Here is a 13,841-nt window from a genome sequence, read left to right on the forward strand (position 1 = left end):
GATTGTACTACTTTCAAACAGCCGTTGAAAGGATTAATTTGCTTCAGCGAAAATTATATTTTATAACTGTTTTCGTGTACCATCTGGTTAATCCAGCTAAAGGTTTTCACCATTCCGTCACGTAACGGTTCTGAAACTTCCCAACCGATTTTTTCTTTGTACAAACGGTTATCGGAATTACGACCACGTACACCGGTAGGACATTTGAAACCATATTTGTCGAAAAACTCCTGACCTTCGATGTTTTTAATCGTAATATCTTTTCCGGAAATAGCGATTGCCATTTCAGCCAGCTGGTTGATCGTAACCATTTCTTCCGAACCGATATTCACCGGACCTAAGAAATCGGATTCCATCAAACGCAAGACCGCTTCCACACATTCGTCAACATAAAGGAAAGAACGGGTTTGTTGTCCGTCGCCCCATACTTCGATTTGTGATCCCGGTTCCGATTCGGCCACTTTACGACACATGGCAGCCGGCGCTTTTTCTTTACCGTCTTTCCAGGTTCCCTGCGGTCCGAAAATATTGTGAAAACGCGCTACGCGAACATCTAATTTATAGTTTCGGTTAAAAGCCAGGAATAATCTTTCGGAAAATAATTTTTCCCAACCATATTCCGAATCCGGATTTGCCGGATAGGCCGATGACTCTTCACAGTTCGGGTTGGATGGATCCAATTGGTTGTATTCCGGATACATACAGGCTGAAGACGAATAAAAAACTTTTTTCACCTTTTTCACCACCGATTCTTTGGCGACGTTTAGGTTGATCATAGCGGAATTATGCATCACATTCGCATCGTTTTCTCCGGTAAAGATATAACCGGCACCACCCATATCGGCAGCCAGCTGGTATACTTCATCGACACCTTCGTCGATTACGCGGGCAACCAAAACAGGATCGGTTAGATCCCCTTTTATAAATTCATCACAGATTTCCTCGTGTGCAAAATATTCATGATTTTTTATATCGCAAATGCGGACAAAATTTCCTTCATTTTTTAATCGTTTTGCCAAATGGCCTCCAATAAAACCACCTCCACCTAAAACTATTATTTTTTTCATAATTATAGTATTAATTATAATGTATTGATCTTTTCAATAAATGAATTTAAAATCATATTCTTGGAGAAATTCTCGACCATATAGGCACGCGCTTTTTCTCCGGTTTCTTTTTGTAAATTTTTATCGTTCTTTAATGTCAGCACTGCATTGTAAATGGCGTCACTGTCTTCATTGGTATAATAACCCCATCCCTGCGAGGAGTTAATATGTCGTGCCACTTCCGAACTCAGATCACCAGTGATAACCGATGGTCGCGCGCTACTCATCATCCCTAATATTTTTGAAGGCATAACCGAATCGATCACATCAGATTTCTGAAATAGCACATGTAAATCGGCGCTACATAATAAATTCGACAGATCCTCATAGGGTATCGGTTCGTAATAGCGAATGAATCCCATCAGGTTATTGTCTTTTAAAACCTGAAGCAACTCATTTTTATAAGCACCTTCGCCCACCAATACAAAATCGATGTCCGGGAACTGCTGCAACTTTTTGGCTAAGTTAATATAAACTTCCCAATTTTGTTTCTGACCGATATTGCCAGAGTATAAAACGGTAAATTTATCTTTTGAAATATAGTCGTGTTGCTTGTAATTATCCGGATTTATAAAATCCACATCGACCCAGTCCGGGAAAAAAACAGGATTGGTTTGAGGGGCTTTTAATTTAATCCGATCCACCATTTTAAAACTGATGGAACTAATAATATCCGATTTTACAAACAGATAGGCTTCAATTTTGTATAATAGTTTTTTAAACGCAGCGGAGATCGGATTTTGCTTTAGCAAACCGGATTCATAGGCGGCATCGAACTCAAAATCTTTAATGGAAGTCCATAATTTGGCTTTCAGGCGTCTTTTTAAAAACAATCCAAGCACCACATTGGTGGTAAAAGGGATATTACAAAAAACCAGATCGGCCTTTTTGATTTTCTTTAGGTTAAAGACATTTCCGAAATTAAAAGAGAGTATATGGAGTATACGGTGGAAAAAATTCCGGTTTTCCGGTACATAAAACTTATAACGGTAAATGGTTACACCATTAATTTCTTCCGAATAAAAGCGCGGTTTGTCCTGATAGTGTTCCGGAATTTTCCACATTGGATAATACGGAAACCCGGTTATTACCGAAACATTATATCCTTTTGTAACCAGGAACTCGGCTAATTGTGAGGTGTATAAACCAATAGCAGTATCTTCAGGGGCGTAATTTACGGTAATAAAAGTAATGTCTTTGATCATAATTATTTATGAATATTGACTGAATATCATTAGTGTTTTGCGTTTTCGAATGATAACTTTGAATGATATTCACAATATTGTAATGTTTTTTCTGAAAGGATAAAATGTGGAGGGAAATTCTGAAAACAAAATGTTGGTAAAAAAACATTTCGTGTTTTTTTGCAAGTATTTTTACAAAAAAGCAAATATACATAAAATAACCCTAAAAATGCAACATAAAATCCGTGCCACATCGGCCTTATATTGCAAATATAGATTTTAGAATGAAATAAAAACAGTTTTATTCTTTTTAATTAAATGATTAAATTTTACGGGATCCGGAGGGAATCGTTAATTATTGATTTTTGTTAAATTTAACTAAAAGCGGACCAAGGTTTTTTTATATATTGCAACCATTAATTGGAATACATGAAAAGAATATTAATTACAGGAGCAGCAGGGTTTTTAGGATCACATTTATGCGACAGATTTATTGCGGAAGGCTACTTTGTGATTGGGATGGACAATCTGATCACGGGGGACTTAAAAAATATTGAGCATTTGTTTAAAAATCAAAACTTTGAGTTTTACCACCACGATATAACCAAGTTTGTCCATGTTCCAGGTCAATTAGACTATATACTGCATTTTGCCTCTCCGGCAAGTCCGATCGATTATCTTAAAATTCCAATACAAACCTTAAAAGTAGGATCGTTAGGAACGCACAATCTGTTAGGATTAGCCCGTGTAAAAAAAGCAAGAATTTTAATTGCATCGACTTCGGAGGTATACGGCGATCCGTTAATACATCCGCAAACCGAAGAATATTACGGAAATGTAAATACCATCGGGCCACGAGGTGTATACGATGAAGCCAAGCGTTTTCAGGAATCCATTACAATGGCCTACCATACTTTCCATGGTGTAGAAACCCGTATTGTTCGGATTTTTAATACCTATGGGCCGCGAATGCGTTTAAACGACGGTCGTGTTATTCCGGCATTCATCGGTCAGGCATTACGAGGCGAAGATCTTACTATTTTTGGTGATGGTTCGCAAACCCGTTCGTTCTGTTATGTAGACGATCAGGTAGAGGGAATCTTCCGATTACTGCACTCGGATTATGTGTTACCGGTTAATATTGGTAATCCGGATGAAATTACGATAAAAGATTTCGCAGAAGAAATCATCAAACTTACCGGTACCAATCAGAAAGTGGTATATCATCCGCTACCGGTAAATGATCCGCTGCAACGACAACCGGATATTACTAAGGCAAGAGAAATCCTAGGTTGGGAAGCCAAAGTATCCCGTTCGGAAGGAATGAAAATCACCTATGAGTATTTCAAATCATTATCGACAGAGGAATTATTAAAAGAAGAACATAAGGATTTTTCTAAATATATATTTTAGTGCGTAGAACTACCGGCCGGTATTCCGGATATATTAGACCTTTTTCTTATTTGTTGGATTTGATTATTATCAATATCCTGACAGGGGTTTTATTACCCGAAACAATAGGATTTTATTATAATATATTCATCAGTATCACCTGGATTACCATTGCGCTGAATATTGGTTTTTATGAAGTCTATCGTTATACAAAAGCGATCGAGATATTTGGAAAAATACTAAAGCAATATGCCTTGTTCCTGGTATTTAGTTTTGCCTATATCGGGTATTTCTCCAAATATTCCCAACCTTCGGAAACCATAAAATACACAACCACTGCAATGGCACTGGTCGCAGCGTTTAAATTTGCAGTATTCTATTTTCTAAAACGGTTTCGGGTTGTTTTCGGAGGAAACTTCCGTAGGGTTATCATCGTCGGACAAAGTAAAAATATTTGTCAGCTTCAGGAGTTTTTTACCGAAAATCCGGATTATGGCTATAAATTGGAAAAAGTATTCCATTTTGACAAAAACGAGTCGAGCGAAAACATTACGTCCTGTTTTAAATTTGCATTGGATCGGAATATTGATGAAATCTATTGTTCCCTGCAGGATTTATCCAATTCTCAGGTGAGTAAGTTTGTCGACTTTACCGATAATAATCTGAAGTTGCTCAAATTTTTACCGGACAACAAGGAAATCCTTTCCCGTAATCTGGTTTACGACTACTACGGCTATATTCCTATTATATCGATGCGAAACATTCCGCTGGACAAGCCGTTTAATAAAATTGTAAAAAGGGTTTTCGATATTTTTTTCTCACTATTAATTATCATTGGATTGCTTTCCTGGTTAACACCATTGTTAGCCATTCTGATAAAAATGGAATCAAGAGGACCTATATTCTTTAAACAAAAGCGAAACGGACTAAACTACAAAGAGTTTAACTGCTATAAATTCCGTTCGATGCGTCCGAATGAAATTGCCGATTTGGAGCAGGTTTCTAAAAATGACCCCCGAATTACCAGAATTGGCCGTTTTATCCGTAAGACGAGTATCGATGAATTACCGCAGTTCTTTAATGTGATCCTTGGCGACATGTCGGTTGTAGGACCGAGGCCACACATGGTGAGTCATACCGAAATGTATGCCCGAAGTGTGGATAAATTTATGGTACGTCATTTTATCAAACCCGGAATTACCGGACTGGCACAAACCAATGGTTATCGAGGGGAAGTGGAAACGAACTACGACATTATTAACCGGGTGAAATACGATATTTTCTATTTGGAAAACTGGTCGCTTTTACTCGATATAAAAATTATTTATCTCACCGTTCACAATGCCATTAAAGGAGACGAAAAAGCCTATTAATGTCACAGCGGGTATCCATAATAACACCAACATTTAATTCCGCTCCATTTATAAGCGCAACCATCCTGTCGGTTCAAAACCAGACCTATCCGGATTGGGAAATGCTTATTGTTGATGATTGTTCCACGGATGAAACCGTAGCGATAGTCAAAACATTTGCCGAACAAGACAACCGGATCCGATTTTATGAATTAGACCGTAACTCAGGAGCGGGTGTGGCCCGAAATCACGCTTTGGAAAAAGCATCCGGTCGGTATATTGCTTTTTTGGATGCCGATGATTTATGGAAACCGGAAAAACTGGAAAAGCAACTCGCTTTTTTAGCCCAAAACAAACTCCCTTTTACCTTTTCATTTTACGATTGTATCGACGAAAATGGAGACTCCTTACAGAAAAGAATCAAAGCACCACTACGACTCAGTTACCGCCAATTGTTCTTTTGTAATTTTATAGGAAACCTGACCGGAATATACGATACGGATTATTTCGGAAAAATTCCGATAGCATCCTTCCGAAAACGCCAGGACTGGATTGTCTGGCTAACCATTTTAAAAAAGATAAAAACCGCACAACCCGTTCCGGAAAGTCTGGCATTATACCGAATCCGAAAAGACTCTATTTCGGCGTCAAAACGAAGTTTGTTACAACACAATTACCGTATCTACCGCGATTTTCATGGAAAAAGCAATATCGGCGCCTTCTTTTGTATGATTGGATTTTTGTTTACACAATTGCTGATAAAACCCCGTTTTATAGAGAAACTATAACAACGACTGGAATTGTTTCAACTTCCCTCTGTTGGTTCGGGATAAAGTTGTTTTCCGATTAAAAATAAAAGTAAGTCCGGTTTCCAGATACAGTGCAATAGCGGCTTCAATTTTTTGAATTTGATCCGCTGTTAATTCGAAATCACTCACATAATCGATTTCAAAAGTATCCCGCTGGATTTGTTTGATGATAAATTCCTTTACATTACCGTCGTCTTCGATAATACTTTTGGTGATATAATAAAACGTAAGTCCCGGCGCTTTTTTACCGCTTGGCAAAACGGCCACATCATTCGTACGTCCCGTTAGTTTTTTTAAAATTGTTTTTTTAGCCGTACTCGATTCGTCCAATGCGCCGATATCACCAATATCATAGCGAATAAAAGGATGCGCTTTATTGTATAAAGACGTAATCACAATGCGGCCTTCCTGTCCGTAGGGAAGCGGCCGATTCTCTTCGTCGAGGATTTCTACAAATAGCGTTTCGGTATTGACCTGCCATTCCCCTTCGGGATTTTGAAAGGCGATCAGATCCAATTCGGAAGCACCATATTCGTTTACAATAGGGATCCCAAACTGCGTTTCCAGTAAAATTTTATCATTCTCAAAAAGCATCTCCGAAGTGACCATACAAACCTTTAAAGTCGGGCAAACGGTTTTAAGTACGATATTCCGGGCTTTTAAAAATTTGGCAAACAAAACAATCGAACTGGTATAACCGTTGATATAATCGAACTTTTGTTTTTTGAATTTTTCTAAAACCCGTTCCAGAAAACCGTCGGATAAATCAAATATCGGAAAGCGATAGCGGTTGCCTAAATAATCTTTTAAACGCTCTTTATAATAACCCGCTTTGTCCAATGGAATGCCATAAAAACGAGCCTGATACGACGTGTTGAAATCGATACCATACCAACCGAAACGATAAAAAAAGGACGCCCAGGTTAGCGCATGTACATATTTATCTTTTGCAAAAATAAACGGATCGCCACTGGAACCGGAGGTTTTATTTACAAACGTATTGGAACCGGTATAGCCTTTAGAAAGGCGATTTTCCAAGGGTTGTTGCAAATCTTTTTTAGTCAGTACCGGTAATTCCGACCAGTTGTCAAACGTTTTTTTTCCGACCAATTTTTGGTAAAAAGAATTGTTTTCCAGATGGAATGTCGCGATTTCCTTTTGTTTAACAGCGATATAATCCGGGTAGTCTTTTTCCGGAACTGCACGAATGGATTCAAATTCCGATTGTGCTTCCTTCATTGGGAAACCACTGATTTTTAAAGAGAAATCGAATAGTCGGAACACGGGTGTCAATTTTAGTCAAAGTTAGAAAAACAAACGAAGCAGCCTATAGTGGGATAAACTTTTTAGCATTAAAATTATAATATCCATTCAAAACGGAGTATTTTTGACGTTTCAAAAAACAACACAACAAATGACAATTTTATTATTAGGATCCGGCGGAAGAGAACATGCTTTAGCCTGGAAAATGCTACAAAGCGAACACTGTTCAAAACTACTGGTAGCGCCTGGAAATGCAGGTACTGCAGCGATAGCCGAAAACGTAAACATCAATCCAAACGATTTTGAAGCGGTTAAAAACCTGGTGTTGACCGAAAAAGTGGATATGGTTGTGGTAGGACCGGAAGACCCGTTGGTAAAAGGGATTTTCGACTATTTTCAACAGGATGTGGTATTAAAAGACATTCCGGTAATTGGCCCGTCAAAAATTGGAGCACAATTAGAAGGAAGTAAAGAATTCGCCAAAGAATTTTTGGTAAAACACAATATCCCAACGGCTGCTTACGACAGTTTTACAAAAGACACCGTAGAAGCCGGATGTCAATTCTTAACCACGTTACAACCACCGTACGTTTTAAAAGCAGATGGACTGGCTGCCGGAAAAGGCGTTTTGATCATTCAGGATTTGGCCGAAGCACAAGCCGAATTGCGAAACATGTTGGTAAACGAAAAATTTGGAAGTGCCAGCGCGAAAGTTGTCATCGAAGAATTTTTGGACGGAATCGAATTGAGCTGTTTCGTATTGACCGACGGGAAGAACTATAAAATATTACCAACAGCAAAAGACTACAAACGAATTGGAGAAGGCGACACCGGATTAAACACCGGAGGAATGGGAGCCGTTTCGCCGGTACCGTTTGCTGATGCTGTTTTGATGGAAAAAATAGAAAGTCGTATTGTAAAACCAACAATCGACGGATTGCAAAAAGACGGAATTCCGTATAAAGGATTTGTATTTATCGGTTTGATCAAAGTTGGAAACGAACCGTTTGTAATCGAATATAACGTTCGTATGGGCGATCCGGAAACAGAAGTGGTAATGCCGCGTTTGAAATCGGATTTGGTAAGCCTGTTTAAAGCAGTTGCCACACAAACACTGGATCAGGAGGAATTGGAAATCGATCCGAGAAGTGCCACGACCATTATGGTGGTTTCGGGTGGCTATCCGGAAGATTATGAAAAAGGAAAAGCCATTTCCGGATTGGAACAAGTAGACGGATCCATTGTTTTTCATGCCGGTACAACCTTACAAAATGATCAGGTGGTTACCAACGGAGGTCGTGTTTTGGCCGTAACGTCCTATGGGGATACGTTTCAGGAAGCCATAAAAAAATCTTATCAAAATATAGATAAACTAAATTTTGATAAGATGTATTTTAGAAAAGATATCGGTTTCGACCTCTAATATTATTTTAAAAACGAGTGGGCTGTAGTATCTTGACTATCCTCTCCGCTATCTTTGTGTTTCTTTAACTCTTTAATCCAGTAGTAAGTAGCACCACAACAGATGATGATGAAAATCCAGTTTAAAAGATTCGCAGCCCACCAGTTTGATAATTCCAATTTTCGCATCAAATCCATAGGGGCGAATAGTATGTCTACGAATAAGTACTGTATTCCTTCAAAAAATGCTTTCATTTTTGTTTAAGTATTATATTTACAGTCACAAAAATATAAAATATCTACATGATAGCAAGCCTTTTTAATAAATCTAGACCGTTAAATTATGCGATAATTAGTTTATTACTGGTTTTATTTTACTTTTTATACCTAACCCAATACCCGGAGTGGACCGAATATTATACCACGGTAGTACAAAAAATAGGCTTGTTAGTAGTATTAACGGGGTCGTTGTTTCTGGTTCGTTTCGTTACCAAAAGAAACGGATTGAGCAAGGACAACAGTTATGCACCCTTCTTGTTTTTGTTGTTCCATATCCTGTTTCCATCGGTTTTGGTAAACACCAATATTATCCTGGCTAACTTTTTTATACTGCTGTCACTCAGACGATTAATATCCTTACAATCGCTAATAACACCCAAAGAAAAAATCTTCGATGCTTCGCTGTGGATTTTTGTAGCGACGCTATTTCACTTCTGGAGTATCCTTTTTATTGTATTGGTATTTGTATCGATTGTATTTCACGTATCGCGGGATTACCGAAACTGGATTATTCCGTTTATAGCGCTTTTTACGGTAGGTATTTTGTTTACATTGGCGGTTATCGCCGGAGAGCGGGATCTTTTATTTATTGTATTGGACAAAGCCTATATCAGTTTTGATTTTACCTACTTTGAAAATATCTATCAGAATATCGCGCTGGCCATTTTCTCATCGATAGCGGTATTGTTTTTTGTGACACAATTACTGGCATTGTCCAACCGACCGTTAAATATGCAGTCGTCCTACAAAAAAGTATTGTTTTCTTTTGTATTAGGTGTTGGAATTTATGTCCTTTCAGCCAGTAAAAACAATAGTTTCCTGGCTTTTACCTTTTTTCCGTTAGCGGTAATGGGAACCAATTTTATTGAAAGTCTGGACAATAAATGGGTACGGGAAAGTGTGATGTATTCCCTGATTGTGATCAGCTTTTTTATCTTTTTCGCGCAGGTACTATAATTTACTACCGTAAGCCAAATCGCCGGCATCACCCAATCCCGGAACGATATAATTTTTAGCATTTAAGCCTTCGTCCAGAGCGGCTACCCAAAGGTGACAGTTGTTTGGCAGGTTTTTTTCGAGGTATTCGATTCCTTCCGGAGTAGCGATTACAACAGCAATATGGATTTCTTTCGGGGTTTCTTCCGACATCAGTTTTTGGAAAACCGCTACCAGTGATTGTCCTGTTGCCAGCATCGGATCGATCAGAATCAGGTTTTTGTTTTCAAACGACGGAGCGGCCTGATATTCCACTTTGATTTCGAAATAATCATCGTTATTCGGGTGAAAACGCATGGCCGAAACAAAACCGTTTTCGGCATCGTCAAAGAAATTCATAAAACCGGTGTGCAATGCCAATCCGGCTCTTAAAATAGAACACAACACCACATTATCTTCCAAAGCGGTTGTTTTTTTGATACCTAATGGCGTCTGTACATCAATCTCTTTATAGGTCAGAATCTTACTCAATTCATACGCCATCACTTCACCGATTCGTTCGATATTTTTACGAAAACGCATACTGTCTTTCTGGATCGTAACATCGCGGATTTGTGATAGGAAATGATTAAGAATACTGTTGTTTTCAGAGATATAATGGATATGCATTTTCGGGATAAAATTTGTATTAGTAGGATAAAAGTATAAAAACTATATTTGTAAATAAAATTTAAACTATGTTTTCACAATTTGCCTTCTCCATTTTCGAGGAAAGTATCAACGATTATCATCAATATGATAATGTAGATCAACCGATTAACAATCCGTATCCAAAAGATCAGATTGAGCACCTGTTGTATCTGAAAAACTGGATCGATACGGTACAATGGCATTTTGAAGACATTATACGGGATCCGCAGATCAATCCGGAAGCGGCTTTGGTTTTAAAAAGAAGAATCGACGCATCAAATCAGGAGCGTACGGATATGGTGGAATATATCGATAGTTATTTTCTTCAGAAATATGCTGATGTTACGGTAAAACCAACCGCAAAAATCAACTCGGAAAGCCCGGCTTGGGCGATCGACCGTTTGTCTATTCTGGCTTTGAAAATTTATCACATGAACGAAGAAGCGAATCGTGTGGAAGCTACGGCAGAACACCGTGCAAAATGTCAGGAGAAACTAAATGTATTGTTGGAACAGAAAAAAGACCTGACGACAGCGATCGACGATTTACTTACCGATATCGCGAATGGTGATAAATACATGAAAGTGTACAAACAGATGAAGATGTATAATGACGAGGAATTAAACCCGGTATTATATCAAAATAAAAAGTAGCCATCGGACAACATGTCTAAGATCAAACATATTTTAGTAATACGACTGTCGGCAATGGGCGATGTGGCAATGGTTGCACCGGTATTGCGCGCTTTTGTTTCACAATATCCCGATGTAAAGATTACGGTCGTATCCCGTCCGTTTTTTAAACCATTTTTTAGCGGAATTCCCAATGTGGTTTTTTTTGATGTCGATTTACACGGCAGGCATAAAGGACCAAAGGGTTTGCTACGCCTTTTCTGGGATCTGAGAAATTTAAAAGCCGATGCTGTGGCCGATTTACACAATGCCATCCGATCAAAAGTTATCCGGAAATTATTCGGGCTGATCGGAAAAAAGGTCGTGTATATGGACAAAGGCCGAAAAGAAAAAGAAGCCTTAACCCGCGCCGAAAACAAAATATTCCAACCCTTATTGTCCACATTTGAGCGTCATGCACTGGCTTTTAAAAAGTTAGGATTCCCGATCGACTTGAATCATCCGGTTTTTCCACCAAAAGCCATCTTAAGTGAAACGACTTTACAAGTTACCGGATCAAAACAGGAAAAATGGATCGGAATTGCGCCATTCGCACAATATGATACCAAAATGTATCCGTTGGATTTGATGCAACAGGTAGTGGACGAACTGGCTAAAAAATCAAATTATAAGCTATTTCTTTTTGGAGGCGGACAGGATGAAGTGGAGCAATTGCAGGCCATGCAAAATGGAAATCCCGCGATTGTGGTGATTGCCGGAAAATTAAAATTGCCACAGGAAATGGAAGTAATCAGCAACCTGGATCTTATGGTCAGTATGGATTCCGGAAACGGACATATTGCAGCGATGTTAGGTGTTAAGGTGGTTACGATATGGGGCGCGACGCATCCCTATGCCGGATTTACACCGTTTAACCAACCATTGGAAAATTCGGTGCTTCCCGATCGGGAAAAATACCCGTTATTACCAACATCAGTCTATGGAAATAAATTGGTAGAAGGTTACGAAGATGCCATGCGTACGATACATCCGGAACAAATTATCGCGAAAATAGAATCAATAGGATAAAACTACGCCTGACCCGTTTTAAAAACCGGTTAGGTGTCAAAAGCAGATATAACCTGTTTATACCTGTCAGGTTTTTGAAACCTGACAGGTATTTAAGCAGTTCTCAAATAAAAAAGCCTTTCATTCGAAAGGCTTTTGTTATATTATACATCATCGTAATCGATATAAATTTCATCGGAAGTCGGATGCGCCTGACACGTCAGGATTAATCCTTCGGCGATTTCGCGATCGGTCAGAATGGAATTCTTTTTCATTTCAGCCGATCCACTCGTGATTCGTGCCAAACAACTGCTGCAAATTCCGCCCTGACAGGAATACGGAGCATCAACACCTTGTTTTAAAGCGGCTTCCAGAATCGTTTGTTTCTGCGCCATTTCAAACGTGGTTTCCTCATCGTCTACCAAAACGGTAATTTTGGTATGTCCGCCCAAGGTTTTTTCAATTTTGGTTTCGTTGGAGGATGTCGTAAAAAGCTCAAATTTGATATCTTTTTCCGCTACGTTGTTTTCTTTTAAAACAGTACTTACGGTAGCAATCATTTCCTCTGGTCCGCACAAATAATATTTGGCAAACGACAACGAAGCATGTTTGTTTTTGATTACAAAATTCACCGTCGATCGTTCGATACGGCCAAAAAGTGAATCTTCCGCACGCGCCTGACTAAATACATAGTGTACAAAAAAGCGACCGACGTATTGTAGTTGTAAATCGTGTAATTTTTTATAGAAAATGGTGTCTTCCGGCGATTTATTTCCGTAAACCAAAACAAAAGTACTGTTTGGTTCGTTTTCCAAAACCGAAAGAATAATAGCCATTATTGGTGTAATACCACTACCGGCTGCAAAAGCGGCATAACTACGCTGATTGTCGGCTTTCGGTTCGAACGTGAATTTTCCTTCCGGAACGCCAACCTCGATCGTATCACCGGCTTTTAATTTTTCATTGGCATAGGTCGAAAAGAAACCATCAGAAACCGCTTTAACTGCAATTCGCAATTCACCGCTGTTCGGCGAAGAACAGATCGAATAGGCCCTACGGATCTCTTTTCCGTCCGGGGAATATTTTAAGTTAAGATACTGACCTGCTATAAATTGGTATTCGGGCTGTAAAGATTCCGGAACCTCAAAAGAAACCGAAACGGCTTTTGCAGTCTCTCTTCTGACTTCTTTTACTGTTAATGCGTGAAATGTTGACATGGTATGTTTGTTTGCTACAAATGTACTAAACCTTAGCCCTTTTCGTAAATCTTATCACAAAAAATAATACATCAAATACAGATGCATAAATAACTTATGTATATATTTGTTTACATTTTAAAAGAAGATGAAAAATTCACAATTGTATAAAGGAAGCCTTACAACGATCATTATGAGGTTGTTAGAAGAAAACGGACGGATGTATGGCTATGAAATTACCCAAAAAGTAAAGCAACTAACCGATGGCGAGCTAAATGTGACCGAAGGAGCACTTTATCCGGCCTTACATAAACTGGAAGCCGAAGGTTTTTTGGATGTCGAAATGGAAAAAGCCGGCAATCGACTGCGGAAGTATTACAAACTCACCGAAAGCGGCGAAAAAGAAACGATAAACCGACTGGCCGAACTGGAAGCATTTATCCGGAATATGCAGGCATTGGTAAAACCGAATCTTGAATTATAATAAATAAAAAGATAAAAGATAAAAGATAAAAGATAAAAGATAAAAGATAAAAGATAAAAGATAAAAGATA

General features: G+C 38.7%; 14 protein-coding genes. 8 read left to right on the plus strand and 6 right to left on the minus strand.

Features of this window, described 5'->3' with window-relative positions; genetic code table 11:
* Positions 1-53: 53 nt before the first annotated feature.
* Both Q1R07_RS08960 and Q1R07_RS08965 read right to left on the minus strand, forming a co-directional pair.
* On the minus strand, positions 54-1,067 hold the full coding sequence (locus Q1R07_RS08960) for an NAD-dependent epimerase/dehydratase family protein (RefSeq protein ID WP_300488837.1): 1,014 nt from the start codon (positions 1,065-1,067) through the stop codon (positions 54-56).
* Between the two features lie 14 nt (positions 1,068-1,081).
* Positions 1,082-2,311, minus strand: coding sequence for a WcaI family glycosyltransferase (locus Q1R07_RS08965; RefSeq protein WP_300488840.1), 1,230 nt, complete (start codon positions 2,309-2,311; stop codon positions 1,082-1,084).
* 408 nt (positions 2,312-2,719) lie between these two features.
* On the opposite strand from Q1R07_RS08965, the gene Q1R07_RS08970 reads away from it, so the two are divergent.
* Genes Q1R07_RS08970 through Q1R07_RS08980 form a run of 3 tightly spaced genes read left to right on the plus strand, consistent with a single transcriptional unit; the run spans position 2,720 to position 5,822 of the window.
* Positions 2,720-3,703 (plus strand): UDP-glucuronic acid decarboxylase family protein, encoded by a 984-nt coding sequence (locus tag Q1R07_RS08970; RefSeq protein WP_300488843.1) that lies wholly within the window; start codon positions 2,720-2,722, stop codon positions 3,701-3,703.
* Positions 3,703-5,055 (plus strand): exopolysaccharide biosynthesis polyprenyl glycosylphosphotransferase, encoded by a 1,353-nt coding sequence (locus tag Q1R07_RS08975; RefSeq protein ID WP_300488847.1) that lies wholly within the window; start codon positions 3,703-3,705, stop codon positions 5,053-5,055. The genes Q1R07_RS08970 and Q1R07_RS08975 overlap by 1 nt, the downstream gene beginning before the upstream one ends.
* Entirely contained in the window at positions 5,055-5,822 is a 768-nt protein-coding gene (locus tag Q1R07_RS08980; protein WP_300488850.1) for a glycosyltransferase family 2 protein, read from the plus strand. The genes Q1R07_RS08975 and Q1R07_RS08980 overlap by 1 nt, the downstream gene beginning before the upstream one ends.
* On the opposite strand, the gene Q1R07_RS08985 is transcribed toward Q1R07_RS08980, so the two are convergent.
* On the minus strand, positions 5,817-7,127 hold the full coding sequence (locus tag Q1R07_RS08985; protein WP_300488852.1) for a phenylacetate--CoA ligase family protein: 1,311 nt from the start codon (positions 7,125-7,127) through the stop codon (positions 5,817-5,819). The two genes, Q1R07_RS08980 and Q1R07_RS08985, sit on opposite strands and share 6 nt — an antisense overlap.
* Positions 7,128-7,257: 130 nt before the next feature.
* Between Q1R07_RS08985 and purD the strand changes: the two genes are divergently transcribed.
* A complete protein-coding gene (gene purD, locus Q1R07_RS08990) occupies positions 7,258-8,529 on the plus strand; it encodes a phosphoribosylamine--glycine ligase (protein WP_300488854.1) in 1,272 nt (423 codons plus the stop codon).
* 2 nt (positions 8,530-8,531) lie between these two features.
* Here the strand turns inward: purD and Q1R07_RS08995 are convergent, their stop codons facing one another.
* Entirely contained in the window at positions 8,532-8,762 is a 231-nt protein-coding gene (locus tag Q1R07_RS08995; protein ID WP_136404309.1) for a uracil phosphoribosyltransferase, read from the minus strand.
* Positions 8,763-8,810: 48 nt separating this feature from the next.
* On the opposite strand from Q1R07_RS08995, the gene Q1R07_RS09000 reads away from it, so the two are divergent.
* Positions 8,811-9,743, plus strand: coding sequence for a DUF6427 family protein (locus Q1R07_RS09000; protein ID WP_300488858.1), 933 nt, complete (start codon positions 8,811-8,813; stop codon positions 9,741-9,743).
* Here Q1R07_RS09000 and upp read toward each other — a convergent pair.
* Positions 9,738-10,391: a uracil phosphoribosyltransferase gene (gene upp, locus Q1R07_RS09005; protein ID WP_300488861.1), complete on the minus strand. Its 654-nt coding sequence runs from the start codon at positions 10,389-10,391 to the stop codon at positions 9,738-9,740. The two genes, Q1R07_RS09000 and upp, sit on opposite strands and share 6 nt — an antisense overlap.
* A 68-nt stretch (positions 10,392-10,459) precedes the next feature.
* On the opposite strand from upp, the gene Q1R07_RS09010 reads away from it, so the two are divergent.
* Together Q1R07_RS09010 and Q1R07_RS09015 are read left to right on the plus strand one after the other, a co-directional pair.
* Positions 10,460-11,065: a DUF4254 domain-containing protein gene (locus Q1R07_RS09010; RefSeq protein ID WP_300488864.1), complete on the plus strand. Its 606-nt coding sequence runs from the start codon at positions 10,460-10,462 to the stop codon at positions 11,063-11,065.
* 12 nt (positions 11,066-11,077) lie between these two features.
* A complete protein-coding gene (locus Q1R07_RS09015; protein ID WP_300488866.1) occupies positions 11,078-12,112 on the plus strand; it encodes a glycosyltransferase family 9 protein in 1,035 nt (344 codons plus the stop codon).
* Positions 12,113-12,255: 143 nt separating this feature from the next.
* Here Q1R07_RS09015 and Q1R07_RS09020 read toward each other — a convergent pair whose 3' ends face one another.
* Positions 12,256-13,308 carry a ferredoxin--NADP reductase gene (locus Q1R07_RS09020; protein WP_300488869.1) on the minus strand — a complete coding sequence of 351 codons (1,053 nt, stop codon included), beginning with the start codon at positions 13,306-13,308 and terminating at the stop codon, positions 12,256-12,258.
* 127 nt (positions 13,309-13,435) lie between these two features.
* Between Q1R07_RS09020 and Q1R07_RS09025 the strand changes: the two genes are divergently transcribed.
* Entirely contained in the window at positions 13,436-13,771 is a 336-nt protein-coding gene (locus tag Q1R07_RS09025) for a helix-turn-helix transcriptional regulator (protein WP_300488870.1), read from the plus strand.
* Positions 13,772-13,841: the final 70 nt, after the last annotated feature.

Origin of the sequence: Flavobacterium sp. (assembly GCF_030146175.1) — a bacterium.
Taxonomy (GTDB): domain Bacteria; phylum Bacteroidota; class Bacteroidia; order Flavobacteriales; family Flavobacteriaceae; genus Flavobacterium.